The organism is Pseudomonas flavescens (assembly GCF_013408425.1).
In the GTDB taxonomy this organism is placed as follows: domain Bacteria; phylum Pseudomonadota; class Gammaproteobacteria; order Pseudomonadales; family Pseudomonadaceae; genus Aquipseudomonas; species Aquipseudomonas fulva_A.
On record NZ_JACBYV010000001.1, the window covers coordinates 2121236 to 2136821 of the forward strand.

Consider the following 15586-nt stretch of genomic DNA (forward strand, 5'->3'; position numbering starts at 1 on the left):
ACTCCGCCGCGTTCATTGGGAACCTGGCGAAGCGCGTCGCAATGGCATCAGGCCAGCGACGACTCACGACAAATCAATACGTTATGCCATGCATTCGAGCAGTAATGGCGACCGCTGACGGCGCCCCTGAAAACTGCCGGAGCTTACCACAAAGCGTGCCCCGCACCTATCCCTGAAGGCTCATGAAGCCAGGGGCTCAGTGCAGCCGCTTGCGCGACATCAACTGGGCGATCTTGGCAGCGTCCGGGCGTTCGATCACGCCCTTCTCGGTGACCACAAAATCCACCAGATCGGCGGGTGTCACGTCGAACTGCGGCTCGATCTCGTCCACACCGGCCACCCGCTCGCTCTGCGGATAGGCCAACGGCGCATGACCGAGCTCGTGAAAACATTCCTCGCCGCTCTCGGCCTGCAGGTCGATGACGGCGCTCGGCGCCACCACCATCAGCCGTACGCCATGGTGCATGGCGGCGACCGCCAGCTGATAGGTGCCGATCAGGCCGAGCACGTCTCCGTTGGCAGCGATTCGCTCGGCGCCGACGATGGCCCAGGTGATGCCACGGTCCTTCATCAGGTGAGCCAGCGCAGCATCCGCACTGAGCGCCACGGCGATGCCCTCTTCACGCAGCTCCCAGGCCGCCAGCCGAGCACCCTGCAGCAACGGGCGGCTTTCGCCCAGATAGCAGCGCTCCAGCAGCCCCTCGAGCCGAGCAGCGCGGATCACCGCCAGCGCCGTGCCGAAACCACCACTGGTCAGCGCCCCGGCGCAGCCGATGCTGAGCAGATTCTGCGAGTTGCCCTGAAAACCGCGAATCAGCTCCACCCCCAGCTGTGCCATGACCAGGCTGGCCTCGCGATCACGCTGATGAATGCCGTGGGCTTCGTCCTCCATCACCTCCAGCGGCTGCGCGCCAGGCCGCGAGCGCGCCAGCCGCTCGTGCATCCGCAGCAGCAAACGCTCGCATTCGAGGGCATGGAGGCCCGCCTCGGCGAGCCGACTGGCATCCACCTGCAACCCGGCATACCAGTCGCCACCCTCGTCGGCACGCTGGCGCGCCCCGAGCACCAGGGCGTAAGCACCGCAGATGACCCTGGCGGCAGCCCCCTGCAGCGCACCGCCAGCAAGCATTTCCACAACGGCAGACACCGAATGACAGGCATGCCAGACCTGCTCACCGGGCAGGCGGCGTTGATCGAGCACATGCAGGGCACCCTCGCGCCAGACAAAGCCCACGACCTGCTCGGCAGCCAGCAAACGCTCGCGCATTACCCACTCCATCCTCGAAAGCCGGCCAGTATACGCCGCGCGAACCGGCAGCCGCACCTCGCGCACGGCGCTGGGCGACGCTACGCACTTTCAAGATCACGGCATTCCTCTATAGACTCGGCGTTTTCAACGACGGAACCCACCCATGGCAGACGCTCCGCTCGACCTTTTACTGCTGCCCACCTGGCTGGTGCCGGTCGAGCCCGCAGGCGTGGTACTGCACGATCACGGCCTGGGCATTCGCGATGGCAAGATCGCCCTTATCGCACCACGCGCTGATGCCTTGCGGCGCGGCGCCACGCAGATCCGCGAGCTGCCTGGGCGCCTGCTGACACCGGGCCTGATCAACGCCCACGGTCACGCGGCAATGACGCTGTTCCGCGGCCTGGCCGACGACCTGCCACTGATGACCTGGCTGGAAAAGCACATCTGGCCGGCAGAAGCCAAGTGGGTCGATGAGCGGTTCGTTCAGGACGGCACCGAACTTGCCATTGCCGAGCAGATAAAGAGCGGTATCAGCTGTTTCGCCGACATGTACTTCTTCCCCGAGATGGCCTGCGAGCGGGTGCACGCCAGCGGCATGCGCGCGCAGATCAGCATTCCGGTGCTGGATTTCGCCATCCCCGGCGCCCGTGACGCGGACGAGGCGCTGCGCAAGGGCGTGACGCTGTTCGACGAAATGCGACACCACTCGCGCCTGAGCGTCGCCTTCGGCCCTCACGCGCCCTACACCGTCGGTGACGCGAACCTCGAAAAACTGCGCATCCTCGCCGAAGAGCTGGACGCCGGCATTCATATGCACGTGCACGAAACCGCCTTCGAAGTGCAGCAGAGCCTCGAACAGCATGGCGAACGCCCGCTGGCCCGCCTGCACCGCCTCGGCCTGCTCGGCCCGCGCTTCCAGGCCGTGCACATGACCCAGATCGATGATGACGATATAGCCCTGCTGGTCGCCACCAACAGCAGCGTGATCCACTGCCCGGAGTCCAACCTCAAGCTGGCCAGCGGCTTCTGCCCGGTCGAGAAACTCTGGCAGGCCGGCGTCAATGTCGCCATCGGTACCGACGGTGCCGCCAGCAACAACGACCTCGACCTACTCGGCGAGACCCGCACCGCCGCGCTGCTGGCCAAGGCTGTAGCCGGCTCGGCCAGCGCCCTGGACGCACACCGCGCGCTGCGCATGGCGACCCTCAATGGCGCCCGCGCCCTGGGCCTCGACGGCGAGATTGGCTCACTGGAGCTCGGCAAGGCCGCCGACATCGTCGCCTTCGACTTGCGCGGCCTGGCCCAGCAACCAGTCTACGACCCCGTTTCGCAGTTGATCTACGCCACCTCCCGAGACTGCGTCGAGCACCTCTGGGTCGCTGGCAAGCCACTGTTCGAAGACCGCAGACTGACGCGCCTCGACGAGGAACGCATCATCGCGACCACGCGACAGTGGGGCGCAAAAATCGGACACCGCTAAGAACCTTGCCGAGGCAGTCAGCACGAGCCCGTTTTTAACGCAGTGATGACAACGCCGGTAATTTTTAGGGTGTCCGATAGCCGGGCGTCCGACCCATTGAGCGCAAACTACGGCAAACTGTCACACATCAGAGGCCAGCCGCGCGCCGAGCAAAGCTGGCAACATGCACGCACTGCGCGTCATGTCATACGTATTCGCTTTATTCAGGGAAAACCATGAGCAACGTCGACCAAGCCGAAATCGCCAAATTCGAAGCCCTCGCCCATCGCTGGTGGGACAAGGAAAGCGAGTTCAAGCCCTTGCACGAGATCAACCCGCTGCGGGTCAACTGGATTGACGAGCGCGCCGGGCTGGCGGGCAAGAAGGTACTCGACGTTGGCTGCGGTGGCGGCATTCTCAGTGAAGCCATGGCTCAACGTGGCGCCACGGTGACCGGCATCGACATGGGCGAAGCGCCGCTGGCTGTGGCCCGCTTGCATCAGCTGGAATCGGGCGTTGAAGTCGATTACCGGCAGATCACCGCCGAAGCCATGGCAGAAGAGATGCCCGGCCAGTTCGACGTGGTCACCTGCCTGGAAATGCTCGAGCACGTGCCCGACCCGTCGTCGGTGATTCGCGCCTGCCACAAGCTGGTCAAGCCCGGCGGCCAGGTGTTCTTCTCCACCATCAACCGCAATCCCAAGGCCTACCTGTTCGCGGTGATTGGCGCCGAATACATCTTGCGCCTGCTGCCGCGCGGCACCCATGACTTCAAGAAATTCATCCGCCCATCGGAACTGGGCGCCTGGAGCCGCGACGCCGGCCTGCAGGTCAAGGACATCATCGGCCTGACCTACAACCCGCTGACCAAGCACTACAAGCTGGCCAACGACGTGGACGTCAACTACATGGTGCACACCAGCAAGGCAGACTGATCCTGCCGGGCCAGCCAGCGCACACCCACTCGGGCCGTACGCTGGCTGACCTCAACGCCCTGCGCTCATTCGACCGACTTGGCAGGCGGCTCCATCGCCAACGCCTGAACCCAGTCCACGCACGCCTGAATCGCCAGCGCCACATCACCCACCTCGACGGCCTCGGCCGGGTGATGACTGACCCCTCCTGCACAGCGCACGAACAGCATGCCGACCGGCCAGTGTTCGGCCATGGCGATCGCGTCATGGCCTGCACCACTGGGCAGCGACAGGCTGCGCCCCTGCACCTGGGTCAGCACCTGTGCCAGGGAAGCCTGCATGGCGTCATCGCAACGGGTCGCCGGTATGCCGTAGTACTGGCTGGCATGGAACTGCAGCCCGCGCTGCCGGGCAATCGCCTGCGCCTGACTCAGCAGGTCGTCGAGCAAATCTGCCAATGCCTGATCCTCCGGGCCACGCACGTCCAGGGTCAGGGCGACCTCACCGGGAATCACGTTGACCGCGCCAGGGTGGCACTGCAGGCTGCCCACCGTGGCCACCAACTGCGGATCGCGCTGCGCGGTCTGCGCTTCGATGTAGACCATCCACTGCGCCGCAGCAGCCAGGGCGTCCTTGCGATGACTCATCGGCACGGTACCGGCATGCCCGGCCATACCGACGAAGCGGCAATTCAGCCGGCGCGCACCATTGATGGCCGTCACCACGCCAAGCGCCAGCTCTTCGCGCTCCAGGCACGGGCCCTGCTCGATATGCAGTTCCAGATAGGCGGCGAAGTCATCCGCGTTCCGAGCCGCACTGGGGACCTGCGCCGCATCCAGGCCGACCGCGGTCATCGCCTGGGCGACACTGACGCCATTGGCATCGGCCTGCTCGACCCAGCCTTGCGGCCAGGTACCGGTCAGACCGCGACTACCCAGCAGGGTGATGCCGAAGCGGGTCCCCTCCTCGTCGGCGAAACCGACGATCTCGATGGCCAGCGGCAAACGTATGCCGCGGTCATGAAAGTGCTGCACGGTCTCGATGGCGGCGACCACACCGAGCATGCCGTCATAACGACCGGCGTTGCGCACGGTATCCAGGTGCGAGCCGAGCAACAGCGCCTGCGCGCCAGCACGCTGGCCTTCGTAACGCCCGCAGATGTTGCCAACGGCGTCCTGCCAGACGCGCATGCCGGCCGCCTGCATCCACTCGCCCACCAGCGCATTGGCACGCAGGTGTTCTGCCGACAGGTACACACGGGTCAGGCCATCGGCAGACTCGCTGATCGCCGCCAGCTCGTCGCAACGCGCCATGATCCGCGCGCCCGCACGGCCTGCCGCCAGCTTGTCCATGGCGCTCATCAGCAACGCTCGCTGTAGTGATCCCAGGCCGCCTGCATCGCGGCGCCCTGAGTGGTACGCAGGCCGAGACGATTGAGTACCGCCTCCAGAGCGCTGAGGGTCTGCATCACGCAGTCCTTGCGGGCGTTGTAGCCCATGGTGCCGATACGCCAGACCTTGCCAGCCAGCGGCCCGAACGACGTGCCGATCTCGATACCGAAGTCCTCGAGCATCAGCTTGCGCACCTGGTCGCCATTGACCGCCTCGGGAATCACTACGCCAAGGACGTTGTTCATCTTGTATTCGAGGTTGCCGAAGGTTTCCAGACCCATGCCCTGGATGCCCTTTAGCAGAGCATCGCCATGCAGCTTGTGTCGGGCGATCCCCTCGTCCAGGCCTTCCTCGCCAATCACCCGTGCGCACTCGCGGGCAGCGAACAGCGCCGACGTGGCTTCGGTGTGATGATTGAGGCGCTCGGGGCCCCAGTAATCGAGGATCATGCCAAGGTCGAAATAGTTGGAGTAGATCATCTCGTCGTCGCCGTCCTGATGAGCAGCGGTACGGATGCCGGCCTCCACGCAGGCGCGGCGACGAATCACCTCCACCATGCTCGCACTGAGGGTGATCGGCGCGGTGCCGGATGGCCCACCCAGGCACTTCTGCAGACCGGCGGACACCGCATCCAGCCCCCAGGCATCGGTTTCCAGCAGGTTGCCGCCCAACGACGCGGTGGCATCGGTATAGAACAGCACGCCATGGCGCCGGCAGATGTCGCCCAGCTCGGCCAGTGGCTGCAGCATGGTGGTCGACGTATCGCCCTGCACGGTCAGCAGCAGCCGTGGCTTCACCTGCCTGATGGCATCCTCGATCTGCTGCGGGGTGAACACTTCACCCCAGGGCACCTCGATGGTGTGAACGTCGGCACGGCAACGCCGGGCGATTTCGCAGAGCAGATGGCCGAAACGGCCGAACACCGGCACCAGCACCTTGTCGCCAGGGCGAATCGCCGAGACCAGAATGGCCTCGATGCCGGCCCGCGAGGTGCCGTCGATCACCAGGGTTGCAGCGTTGGCAGTACGAAAGACGCCGCGGTACAGCGCCATCACCTCGTTCATGTAGTGGGTCATGGCCGGGTCGTACTGGCCGATCAGTTGGCTGGACATGGCGCGCAGCACACGGGGATCGGCATTGATCGGGCCCGGTCCCATCAACAGACGCTGGGGCGGATTCACTGGCAGGAAAGTCGTGTTCATCTGGGATTTCTCGTTCTAAAGACGCTCAGTTCAGTCCACGCACGGACGAAATGAATTGCTTGAGTTCGGCGCTCTGCGGATTGGCGAACAGCTCGCGGCTGGGGCCCTGCTCCCACACGCGCCCCTGGTGCATGAACACCACGCGGTCGCCAACTTCCTGGGCGAAGTTCATTTCGTGGGTGACCAGAATCAGCGTCATGCCCTCCTTCGCCAGTTGCTCCAGCACCTTGAGCACTTCGCCGACCAGCTCGGGATCGAGGGCCGAAGTGATCTCGTCGCACAGCAGCACCTTGGGCGACATGGCCAGCGCACGGGCGATGGCGACCCGCTGCTGCTGGCCGCCGGAGAGGTTGGCCGGGTAATAGTCCATGCGATCGCCCAGGCCGACCTTTTCCAGCATCTGCGCGGCCAGCTCGCGGCACTCGGCATCGCTCTTCTTCAGCACCCGACGTGGTGCCAGCATGACGTTCTCACGGGCGGTCATGTGCGGAAACAGGTTGAAGTTCTGGAACACCATGCCGACCGAGCGGCTGATCTCCCGCGCCTGGGAGTCACGGTCGGTGACGGTCATGCCGCCGAGCTTGATGCTGCCATCCTGATAACCTTCGAGGCCGTTGATGCAGCGCAGCAAGGTGCTTTTCCCCGAGCCGCTGCGGCCAATGATCGACACCACCTCACCGACCTCGATATCGAGGTCGACCCCTTTGAGTACGTGGTTGTCGCCGTAGTACTTCTGTACCTGATCAATGGTGATGAGCGGCATTGAATTTCTTCTCCAGATACTGGCTGTAACGCGACAGCGGATAACACATGAGGAAGTAGCCCAGCGCCACCAGACCGAACACCTTGAAAGGCTCGTAGGTGACGTTGTTGAGAATGGTGCCGGCCTTGGTCAGCTCGACGAAACCGATGATCGACGCCAGAGCCGTGCCCTTCACGACCTGCACGGCGAAGCCAACGGTCGGTGCAATACCGATGCGCAGCGCCTGGGGCAGGATGACGCGAAACAGCGTCTGACCGAAATCCAGCCCCAAACAGCGGCATGCTTCCCACTGGCCCTTGGGCAGCGCACGGATGCTGCCGTGCCAGATGTCCACCAGGAACGCACTGGTATAGAACGTCAGCGCCAGCGAGGCAGCCGTCCAGGGCGATACATCTATCCCCAACAGCGCCACGCCGAAGAACGCCAGGAACAGCTGCATCAGCAGTGGCGTCCCCTGGAACAGCTCGGTGTAGCCGCGAATCAGCCAGTGTGGCCAGACCCGCTTGGACAAGCGCGCCATGACCAGCGGAATGGCCACCAGGGTGCCGCCGATGAATGCCGTGAGAGACAGCAGAACGGTCCAGCGCGCAGCCAGGAGCAGATTGCGCAGGATGTCCCAGTCGGTGAAGGTGGTCATCATGGCTGATCTCCAAACCATTTGCGGCCGGCAGCCAGCAACAGCTGACGCATGGCGATGGACAGTGCCAGGTACATCAGCGTGGTCACCAGATAGACCTCGAAGCTCAGAAAGGTACGTGACTGGATCAGGTTGGCGGCGAAGGTCAGCTCCTCATGGGACACCTGGGAAACCACCGACGAGCCGAGCATGACGATGATGCACTGGCTGACCAGCGCCGGATAAATGCGCTTCAGGGACGGCGGCAAGACCACCTGAATGAAGGTTTGCGTGCGACTCAGGCCCAGCACGCGCCCCGCCTCCCATTGCCCCCGCGGCGTGACCTGAATGCCGGCACGGATGATCTCGGTGCTGTAGGCCCCCAGATTGATCAGCATGGCCAGCAGCGCAGCCTCTCCCGCCGTCAGTTTCAAGCCAAGATTCGGCAAGCCGAAAACGATGAAGAACAGTTGCACCACGAAGGGCGTGTTGCGGATCAGTTCGACATAGACGCCCCACAGGCGGCTGAGAATGGTCGGGCGGCCGCTGCGCAGTGCAGCACCCAGAATGCCCAGGGCCACGCCGCCCACGGTCGCCATCACCGTGAGCTGGATGGTTACCCAGAGGCCGGAAAGCAACTCCGGCCAGTAGGGCCACAGGGCGGAAAAATTCAGCTGCGCCATCATCGCGAAATCCTTATGCGCCCAGGTTCGCCGGCAGCGGCGCCTTCAGCCACTGTTCCGACAGACCGTTGAGCGTGCCATCGGCCTTGGCCTGATCGATCAGCGCATCGACCTTGGCCTTCAGCGCGGCTTCGCCTTTGCGCAGGCCGATGTAGCAAGGCGAATCCTTGAGCATGAATTTGGCGACGGGTGCCCGATCGGCGTTCTGCCGCTCGATGGCCGCGACCACCAGGTTGCCGGTGGCAACGAACTCGACCTGCCCGGACAGATACGCGGACAAGGTCGTGTTGTTGTCTTCGTAGCGCTTGACCTGTGCACCGCTCGGCGCCACCTCGGTCAGCACCATGTCTTCGACGGCGCCACGGGTGACGCCGATCGATTTGCCTGCGAGCTCCTCGGCGTTCTGCAGGGCCTTGTCCTTGGCGCCGAATACACCGAGAAAGAACGGCGCATAAGCAGCACTGAAATCGATCACCTGTTCGCGCTCGGCGTTCTTGCCGAGGCTGGAGATGACCAGATCGACCTTGTCGGTCTGCAGATACGGAACACGGTTGGCGCTGGTGACGGGAACCAGTTGCAACTTAAGTTTCATCTCCTTGGCCAGGTACTTGGCCATGTCGATGTCATAGCCCTGGGGCTGCAGATCGGTGCCCACGGAGCCGAAGGGTGGAAAATCCTGCGGCACGGCGATACGGATCACGCCGCGTTTCTCGATGTCCTGCAATTGGTCCGCCAGGGCGGTCGTGGCCTGGGTCAGCAACAGACCGGCAGCCAGTATCGCGATCAATCCTTTCTTCATTTTCGTCACCCCGTTAACGTCAGCCATGAAACGAAAGATTCGTTATCAAGGATTTTGCAACCAACGTGCCACAGCCTTTCATGCCATCGATTTTTTCTGCGATCACCCTCATCGATACAGAAAAACCTCCGGATAGCGGGCCCTCCAAGGCAACCAGCGATCATCCAGGCCGCTCTGGTGCCGCCACGGAGCGGTCGTTTTTCCAGAATCGCGCCACAAAAAAGGGCGCCAAAACGGCGCCCACTTCAATTAATGCACCACCAAGGTGCACTACCGTTGTTCCAGCTCGTCGAGTTGTCCATACAACGTGGCGATCTGATGAATTCGCTGCCGCCCTCCGGTCAACTGCTCGTGCAGCACGGCATTGACCAGCAGGTTGATCAGGCTGTTGGCGCCCGCGTAGCTGTCGAAGGCCGACACGCTGTCCAGCGGCGTACACAACTGCCACCTGGCCAGTTCGATGATTGCCTGGGCCTGGGGCTCGCAGATAACCAGCGTCGGAACCTGCTGCAACTGCAAGGCCTGTAGAAGCGGGCGGATGATCCGCGGCCGACGCCGGAACGCCAGCACCACCACCATGTCCTCGCCAGTCAGATCCACCAGCTCCTCAGACAGCGTCTGCCCGGGCTGGGGCAGCACCTGAACGCCACTACGGATTTGCAGCAGTTGCTGGCGCAGGTGCAACGCCACGGGAAAGGCATTGCGCATGCCGATGACGAAGACTCGCCTGCTGCTACCCAGTGCCTGCACCACTTCGGTGAACTGGCCAGCATCGATGCCGTTCACCCATTGGGTGAGATTGGCCATCTCCTGCTTGTAATGACGAGCCAGCAAGGTGTTGCCCTGCACCGCGTCGCGGCTGTCTGCGACCGGCATGCCACTCTGGCGCAGGGTCCGCTGCTCCTCGCGCATGTCCTTGTATTTTTCATAGCCCAGGCGCTTGAACAGGCGGCTTACGGTCGCCTTGGAGACGCCAGCCAGCCGGGCCAGTTCGGCACTGTTGTAGCTGACCAGATCGTCGTAATGGTCGAGCACGAAGTCGGCGATCCGCTGCTCCTGAGGCGCGAGCTGCGAGTAATGACTGCGCAGACGTTCATCGAGTTGATTCATGGTGGCGCCTTGTAACTTTCGTTTCATTCAGCCGATGATATAGGAAGTCACCTGCCTGCTTGAAGTCGCAACGCAGAAACCCGTCAACCCGCGCCAGGAGGCTGTGCCGCTGCCTCCGAGAGGAGATCACCATGACACAGACCACGCCCGACTGGGCAGCGTACGTCACGCAGATGGAAGAGGTTCTGGCCCTGCAACTGGACGATGCGCGCCGTCAGGAATTGCTCACCCAGTTCAGCCGCATCGCGGCAATGGCCAAGCCGCTGATGGACTACCCGCTCGACGACCGACTGGAAGTCGCGGGAGTCTACAAAGCATGAATCCAGCACTCTTATCGATTGCCCAGCTGCGCGCTGCCCTGGCATCCGGCGAGCTCAGTGCACGTGAAATAGCCGAGCACAGCCTGCAAGCCATCGAGCGGCACGACCCGACGATCAACGCCTGGACGCAGATCACCCAGCAGCGCATGAAAGACGAAGCGGACAACCTCGACCGCCTGCGTCGCCAGGGCTCGCCCCTGCCCGCCCTGGCGGCCGTGCCCTACGCCGTGAAGAACCTGTTCGATGTCGCGGGCTTTCCGACCCTGGCCGGAGCGCGCCTGTTCCAGAACCGCCCAGCAGCAACTGTCGACGCCTGGGCGGTACGCCAGTTGGCAGCCAGCGGCGGCCTGCTGTCGGGCATGCTGAACATGGATGCTTACGCCTATGGCTTCACCACGGAAAACACTCACTTCGGCGCAACCCGCAACCCCCACGATCTCTCCCGCATCGCGGGCGGCTCTTCCGGGGGCTCGGCAGCCGCCGTTGCGGCCGGACTGGTGAATTTCTCACTGGGTAGCGACACCAACGGCTCCATCCGCGTACCGGCATCGCTGTGCGGGATATTCGGGCTGAAGCCCACCTTCGGCCGCTTGTCGCGCAGCGGCTCACACCCGTTCGTGGGCAGCCTAGACCACATCGGCCCACTGGCACGCAGCACCCGCGATCTCGCCGAGGTTTACGACGTGCTGCAAGGCCATGACCCGCAAGACGGCTTTCAGGCCGCGCAGGATAGGCAGCCGGTAACGGCGCTGCTGGAGCGCGACCTCGATGGGCTGCGCTTCGGCGTGCTTGGCGGTTACTTCCAGCAATGGTGCGACGACAGCGCTCGCGATGCCGTGGCCCAGGTGGCCAAGGCCCTCGACGCCAGCGAAGAAGTCATCCTGGCAGAGGCAGAACTGGCGCGTACCGCCGCGTTCATCATCAGTGCATCGGAGGGCGGCAACAGCTACCTGCCGGCACTGCGCAGCTCGCCGGATTCCTTCGAGCCGCTGTCACGCGAGCGCCTGCTTGCCGGTGCGATGATCCCGGCTGCCTGGTACGTGCAGGCGCAACGCTTCCGTCGTCACTTCCAGCAGCAGGTCCTGCCGCTGTTCGCCGGCGTGGATGTGTTGATCGCACCAGCGACGCCCACCAGCGCGACGCCCATCGGCCAGGAAACCCTGCGCATCAACGGTACCGACCTGCCGACCCGCGCGAGCATGGGCATGCTGGCTCAACCGATCTCCTTCCTCGGCCTGCCGGTGGTCAGCGTGCCGCTGCGCACTGCGGGTGGCCTGCCGATCGGCGTGCAACTGATCGCCGCGCCGTTCAACGAACAAGCCTGCCTGCGCGCCGCCAGCGCGCTCGAGCGCATGGGCATCGCCCACGCAACACCTGCCAACCTGGAGTGACGCGATGAATACTGAACAGATAGATCTGCCGGACGTTCTGGCGGAGGTCACCCATGCCTTCCAGCGCTACGAAAAAGCCCTGACCGGCAACGATATCGACGTGCTGGACGAGCTGTTCTGGCACGACGAACGCACGGTACGCCTGGGCGCCGGAGAAAACCTCTACGGCATCGGCGAAATCCGCGCGTTTCGCGCTGCGCGGCCAGCGACAGGGCTGTACCGCGAACTGAGGAACACGGTCATCACCACCTACGGTGACAGCTTTGCGGTGTGCAGCACCGAGTTCACCCGGGAAGGCAGCGACAGAATCGGGCGCCAGCAGCAGAGCTGGGTGAAACTGGCAGGCAACTGGCGCATCGTGGCCGCACAGGTCAGCTTGATGAGCTGAAGTACCAACCCTTCACTGCACGCTGCGACAAAGTGACATACAGTGAGAGCATTACCACGGCCCAATCAGACGCTGGAAACTGGCAACATGAGACGCTGCAGCTGGTTGACGACCAACTGCCAGCCCACTGCCGAACACCAGCCTGCGGGCCGATATGCCAACGCTAGACTCGAATCCCCAAGGAGGCCTGATGCGCTTGCGCGCGGTTCTTTTCGACATGGATGGCACGTTGCTCGACAGCGCGCCGGATTTCATCGCCATCTGCCAGGCCATGCGTGCCGAGCGCGGTCTGCCGCCGGTGAATGAAAAGCTGATTCGCGATCACGTCTCCGGCGGCGCCCGGGCGATGATCCTAAATGCCTTCGACATCGACCCGATGAGCGATGGCTTCGAAACCCTGCGTCTGGAGTTTCTGGAGCGCTATCAGGATCATTGTGCCGTGTTGACCCGTCCCTACGACGGCATCGAGACGCTGCTCGAAGACATCGAACGCGCCAAGCTGATCTGGGGCGTGGTGACCAACAAGCCACTGCGCTTCGCCGAGCCGATCATGCAGCGCCTGGGCCTGGCCGAACGCTCCTCCATCCTCATCTGCCCTGATCACGTGACCCGCAGCAAACCGGACCCCGAGCCGATGATCCTCGCCTGCTCGACCCTCAAGCTGGATCCGGCCAGCGTGCTGTTCGTCGGCGACGACCTGCGCGATATCGAGTCCGGTCGCGACGCCGGTACCAAGACCGCAGCGGTGACCTACGGCTACATCCACCCCGACGACAACCCGCGCCACTGGGGCGCCGACGTGGTGGTCGATCACCCACTGGAACTGCGCAAGGTACTCGATCAGGCGCTGTGCAGTTGCTGAGGCTTGCCCATGTTCAGTTACATCACCCTGGGCTGCAGTGACCTGCAGCGAGCGGCCATCTTTTACGATGCAACCCTTGCACCTCTAGGCCTGCAGCGCTGCACGCCGAACGAGGAAGGCTGGGAGGATTTTCTGGGCTGGGGCACCTATCTCGATAATGGCCGTGAGGAGCTTGCCATCTGGCTCTGCAAGCCCTTCAACGGTGAAGCACCCAGCTCAGGCAACGGCAGCATGATCGCCTTCAAGGCCAATAGCTGGCAGGCCGTACGAGACTTTCACCACGCAGCGCTCGCCAACGGCGGCCATTGCGAAGGCCCGCCAGGCCTGCGCCCCCACTATGGCCCCGACTTCTTCGGCGCCTATGTCCGTGATCCAGATGGACACAAACTGGCAGCGGTCTGTCGTGGCCTCACGATTGATCCGGCCTTTTCCTGATTCATTAGCTAGAGAAATTCCCATGTTCGATTACAGCGCCCGCCCCGACCTGCTCAAGGATCGTGTGATTCTGGTCACCGGAGCGGGACGTGGCATTGGCGCAGCTGCGGCCCGTGCCTATGCGGCCCATGGCGCCACCGTGCTGCTGCTCGGCAAGAGCGAAGACAACCTGGCGCGCACCTACGACGCCATCGAGCACGCTGGCCATCCGCAACCGGTGGTCATTCCGTTCGATCTGGAAAGTGCCCTACCGCATCAGTACAACGAACTGGCTGCGATGATCGAAAAGCAATTCGGCAAGCTCGATGGCCTGCTGCACAACGCCTCGATCATCGGCCCGCGCACGCCGCTGGAGCAGTTGTCCGGCGAGAATTTCATGCGCGTCATGCAGGTCAACGTCAACGCGATGTTCATGCTGACCAGCACGCTGCTGCCGCTGCTCAAGCTGTCGGCCGATGCCTCGGTGGTGTTCACCTCGAGCAGCGTAGGGCGCAAGGGCCGGGCTTACTGGGGCGCCTATGCGGTATCCAAATTCGCCACTGAAGGGCTGATGCAGGTGATGGCAGACGAAGTCGACGGCATCACGGCGATTCGCGCCAACAGCGTCAACCCGGGCGGCACCCGCACCGACATGCGCGCCCAGGCTTACCCAGGCGAGAACCCGGAAAGCAAACCGCTGCCCGAGGCCATCATGCCGGTCTACCTGTACCTGATGGGCCCCGACAGCCAGGGCATCAATGGCCAGGCCTTCGACGCCCAATAGGTACGCCGGGGGACCCGGTCATCATCGGGATCGCCCACTCCAGCCCTCGCCATCGCGCGGCCGACGTGCCGTGACAGTAAATTGTCGCGGCAACGCCCGAACCGGCAAATGATTGCCGTCCTTCTGACGGCGCATTGCCACTAATGGCCATGCGCCTCCCTCCCCGGTAGCCAACCTGTTGAACCTTAAGGCTTTTATACGGCCCAAAAAGACTGGCACGAAATTCGCTCTATTGCTCACAAGCCGTAACGAAGCGCCAGAGGTTCACCAAAATGGTTCCACCCAGCCAGAAAAACACGATCGATTTCGACGCTGCCAAGCTGCAGCGCCTCGGCTTCTCGACTCGTAAGAATGAGGCTCGCCCGATCAGCCTCGCGCAGTTGCGCCAGCGCCTCGGCCTGCAACTGCAGACCAGCCTGGATGCCGAACGCATTCTCGGCATGTTCTTCCGCGAGCTGCAGCATCTGGTGCCGGTCGACGCACTGGGCTACCAGCACTCGAGCAGCGATCTGCGTCTGGAGATGGGCCAGCAGGCCAATCATTCGGCCACCTACCGCCTCAGCCACGAGAGCGAGTATTTGGGCGAACTGACCTTTCGCCGCCGCCAGCGTTTCTCCGATCAGGAGCTGACGCAACTGGAGTCGTTACTGGCCAGCCTGCTGTTCCCTCTGCGCAACGCCCTGCTCTATCGCGTTGCCATCCAGAGTGCGCTGCGTGACCCGCTGACCAACACCGGCAACCGCATTGCCATGGATCAGGTACTGGGCCGGGAAATCGAACTGGCACGCCGTAACGCCCAGCCGCTGTCGCTGCTGATGCTGGATATCGACCACTTCAAGCGCATCAACGATGAACATGGTCACAGTGCAGGCGACGAAGTGTTGAAAGCCGTCGCCACGACCCTCAAGGACCAGTTGCGCAATATCGACATGGTGTTCCGCTACGGCGGTGAGGAGTTCCTGGTGCTGCTGTCCGGCACACCGCGCGAGGGAGCCGCACTGGTCGGCGAGCGCCTGCGCCAGGCAGTTCTCGACCTGCAGTGCGTGGCTCAGGGCAAGCCCATCGAGCTGTCGGTCAGCCTCGGCTGCGCGGCTCTGGAGCCGGGCGAGTCGATCGAAAGCCTGCTTAACCGCGCGGACAAGGCGCTGTACAGCGCCAAACGCAATGGCCGCAATTGCATGGCCATGGCCGGTTGATCGACCAATAGAAGCTTCGCCAGACCGGAAAATCAAAAGGGC

General features: G+C 63.4%; 17 protein-coding genes. 9 read left to right on the forward strand and 8 right to left on the reverse strand.

Features of this window, described 5'->3' with window-relative positions; all coding sequences use genetic code 11:
• Positions 1 to 196: 196 nt before the first annotated feature.
• Positions 197 to 1267, reverse strand: coding sequence for a s-methyl-5-thioribose-1-phosphate isomerase (locus FHR27_RS09275; RefSeq protein WP_042554063.1), 1071 nt, complete (start codon positions 1265 to 1267; stop codon positions 197 to 199).
• Positions 1268 to 1412: 145 nt separating this feature from the next.
• On the opposite strand from FHR27_RS09275, the gene FHR27_RS09280 reads away from it, so the two are divergent.
• Both FHR27_RS09280 and ubiG read left to right on the forward strand, forming a co-directional pair.
• A complete protein-coding gene (locus FHR27_RS09280; RefSeq protein WP_179538426.1) occupies positions 1413 to 2732 on the forward strand; it encodes a TRZ/ATZ family hydrolase in 1320 nt (439 codons plus the stop codon).
• Positions 2733 to 2947: 215 nt separating this feature from the next.
• A complete protein-coding gene (gene ubiG / locus FHR27_RS09285) occupies positions 2948 to 3646 on the forward strand; it encodes a bifunctional 2-polyprenyl-6-hydroxyphenol methylase/3-demethylubiquinol 3-O-methyltransferase UbiG (protein WP_179538427.1) in 699 nt (232 codons plus the stop codon).
• 65 nt (positions 3647 to 3711) lie between these two features.
• On the opposite strand, the gene hpxK is transcribed toward ubiG, so the two are convergent.
• The 7 genes from hpxK to FHR27_RS09320 all read right to left on the reverse strand — a co-directional run bounded on the left by hpxK (position 3712) and on the right by FHR27_RS09320 (position 10189).
• Positions 3712 to 4986, reverse strand: a complete 1275-nt coding sequence (hpxK, locus tag FHR27_RS09290) for an allantoate amidohydrolase (protein ID WP_179538428.1) — start codon at positions 4984 to 4986, stop codon at positions 3712 to 3714.
• Positions 4986 to 6218 (reverse strand): pyridoxal-phosphate-dependent aminotransferase family protein, encoded by a 1233-nt coding sequence (locus FHR27_RS09295; RefSeq protein WP_179538429.1) that lies wholly within the window; start codon positions 6216 to 6218, stop codon positions 4986 to 4988. The genes hpxK and FHR27_RS09295 overlap by 1 nt, the downstream gene beginning before the upstream one ends.
• A 25-nt stretch (positions 6219 to 6243) precedes the next feature.
• Positions 6244 to 6981 carry an amino acid ABC transporter ATP-binding protein gene (locus tag FHR27_RS09300; protein WP_042554058.1) on the reverse strand — a complete coding sequence of 246 codons (738 nt, stop codon included), beginning with the start codon at positions 6979 to 6981 and terminating at the stop codon, positions 6244 to 6246.
• Entirely contained in the window at positions 6962 to 7618 is a 657-nt protein-coding gene (locus tag FHR27_RS09305; RefSeq protein ID WP_042554191.1) for an amino acid ABC transporter permease, read from the reverse strand. The genes FHR27_RS09300 and FHR27_RS09305 overlap by 20 nt, the downstream gene beginning before the upstream one ends.
• On the reverse strand, positions 7618 to 8283 hold the full coding sequence (locus FHR27_RS09310; protein WP_042554057.1) for an amino acid ABC transporter permease: 666 nt from the start codon (positions 8281 to 8283) through the stop codon (positions 7618 to 7620). The genes FHR27_RS09305 and FHR27_RS09310 overlap by 1 nt, the downstream gene beginning before the upstream one ends.
• Positions 8284 to 8293: 10 nt before the next feature.
• A complete protein-coding gene (locus tag FHR27_RS09315) occupies positions 8294 to 9088 on the reverse strand; it encodes a transporter substrate-binding domain-containing protein (RefSeq protein WP_373565149.1) in 795 nt (264 codons plus the stop codon).
• A 261-nt stretch (positions 9089 to 9349) separates the two neighbouring features.
• Positions 9350 to 10189 carry a MurR/RpiR family transcriptional regulator gene (locus tag FHR27_RS09320; RefSeq protein ID WP_042554056.1) on the reverse strand — a complete coding sequence of 280 codons (840 nt, stop codon included), beginning with the start codon at positions 10187 to 10189 and terminating at the stop codon, positions 9350 to 9352.
• A 131-nt stretch (positions 10190 to 10320) separates the two neighbouring features.
• Here FHR27_RS09320 and hpxX point away from each other — a divergent pair, with 131 nt between their 5' ends.
• The 7 genes from hpxX to FHR27_RS09355 all read left to right on the forward strand — a co-directional run bounded on the left by hpxX (position 10321) and on the right by FHR27_RS09355 (position 15544).
• Positions 10321 to 10509 carry an oxalurate catabolism protein HpxX gene (gene hpxX / locus FHR27_RS09325; protein WP_042554055.1) on the forward strand — a complete coding sequence of 63 codons (189 nt, stop codon included), beginning with the start codon at positions 10321 to 10323 and terminating at the stop codon, positions 10507 to 10509.
• The gene (locus FHR27_RS09330) at positions 10506 to 11900 is read left to right on the forward strand and encodes an AtzE family amidohydrolase (protein WP_179538430.1); all 1395 of its coding nucleotides are present in this window, start codon (positions 10506 to 10508) and stop codon (positions 11898 to 11900) included. The genes hpxX and FHR27_RS09330 overlap by 4 nt, the downstream gene beginning before the upstream one ends.
• Before the next feature lie 4 nt (positions 11901 to 11904).
• Entirely contained in the window at positions 11905 to 12288 is a 384-nt protein-coding gene (gene hpxZ / locus FHR27_RS09335) for an oxalurate catabolism protein HpxZ (protein WP_042554053.1), read from the forward strand.
• A 190-nt stretch (positions 12289 to 12478) separates the two neighbouring features.
• A complete protein-coding gene (mupP, locus tag FHR27_RS09340) occupies positions 12479 to 13150 on the forward strand; it encodes an N-acetylmuramic acid 6-phosphate phosphatase MupP (protein ID WP_042554052.1) in 672 nt (223 codons plus the stop codon).
• 9 nt (positions 13151 to 13159) lie between these two features.
• Positions 13160 to 13585: a VOC family protein gene (locus FHR27_RS09345; protein WP_042554051.1), complete on the forward strand. Its 426-nt coding sequence runs from the start codon at positions 13160 to 13162 to the stop codon at positions 13583 to 13585.
• 22 nt (positions 13586 to 13607) lie between these two features.
• The gene (locus FHR27_RS09350) at positions 13608 to 14348 is read left to right on the forward strand and encodes a YciK family oxidoreductase (RefSeq protein ID WP_042554050.1); all 741 of its coding nucleotides are present in this window, start codon (positions 13608 to 13610) and stop codon (positions 14346 to 14348) included.
• A gap of 272 nt (positions 14349 to 14620) precedes the next feature.
• Positions 14621 to 15544, forward strand: a complete 924-nt coding sequence (locus tag FHR27_RS09355; protein ID WP_042554049.1) for a GGDEF domain-containing protein — start codon at positions 14621 to 14623, stop codon at positions 15542 to 15544.
• Positions 15545 to 15586: the final 42 nt, after the last annotated feature.

Bases quoted from the DNA above. Each gene is read 5' to 3' on its own strand.
- FHR27_RS09275 (WP_042554063.1), bottom strand. From the start codon at position 1,267: ATGCGCGAGCGTTTGCTGGCTGCCGAGCAGGTCGTGGGCTTTGTCTGG.
- FHR27_RS09280 (WP_179538426.1), top strand. From the start codon at position 1,413: ATGGCAGACGCTCCGCTCGACCTTTTACTGCTGCCCACCTGGCTGGTG.
- ubiG (WP_179538427.1), top strand. From the start codon at position 2,948: ATGAGCAACGTCGACCAAGCCGAAATCGCCAAATTCGAAGCCCTCGCC.
- hpxK (WP_179538428.1), bottom strand. From the start codon at position 4,986: ATGAGCGCCATGGACAAGCTGGCGGCAGGCCGTGCGGGCGCGCGGATC.
- FHR27_RS09295 (WP_179538429.1), bottom strand. From the start codon at position 6,218: ATGAACACGACTTTCCTGCCAGTGAATCCGCCCCAGCGTCTGTTGATG.
- FHR27_RS09300 (WP_042554058.1), bottom strand. From the start codon at position 6,981: ATGCCGCTCATCACCATTGATCAGGTACAGAAGTACTACGGCGACAAC.
- FHR27_RS09305 (WP_042554191.1), bottom strand. From the start codon at position 7,618: ATGACCACCTTCACCGACTGGGACATCCTGCGCAATCTGCTCCTGGCT.
- FHR27_RS09310 (WP_042554057.1), bottom strand. From the start codon at position 8,283: ATGATGGCGCAGCTGAATTTTTCCGCCCTGTGGCCCTACTGGCCGGAG.
- FHR27_RS09320 (WP_042554056.1), bottom strand. From the start codon at position 10,189: ATGAATCAACTCGATGAACGTCTGCGCAGTCATTACTCGCAGCTCGCG.
- hpxX (WP_042554055.1), top strand. From the start codon at position 10,321: ATGACACAGACCACGCCCGACTGGGCAGCGTACGTCACGCAGATGGAA.
- FHR27_RS09330 (WP_179538430.1), top strand. From the start codon at position 10,506: ATGAATCCAGCACTCTTATCGATTGCCCAGCTGCGCGCTGCCCTGGCA.
- hpxZ (WP_042554053.1), top strand. From the start codon at position 11,905: ATGAATACTGAACAGATAGATCTGCCGGACGTTCTGGCGGAGGTCACC.
- mupP (WP_042554052.1), top strand. From the start codon at position 12,479: ATGCGCTTGCGCGCGGTTCTTTTCGACATGGATGGCACGTTGCTCGAC.
- FHR27_RS09345 (WP_042554051.1), top strand. From the start codon at position 13,160: ATGTTCAGTTACATCACCCTGGGCTGCAGTGACCTGCAGCGAGCGGCC.
- FHR27_RS09350 (WP_042554050.1), top strand. From the start codon at position 13,608: ATGTTCGATTACAGCGCCCGCCCCGACCTGCTCAAGGATCGTGTGATT.
- FHR27_RS09355 (WP_042554049.1), top strand. From the start codon at position 14,621: ATGGTTCCACCCAGCCAGAAAAACACGATCGATTTCGACGCTGCCAAG.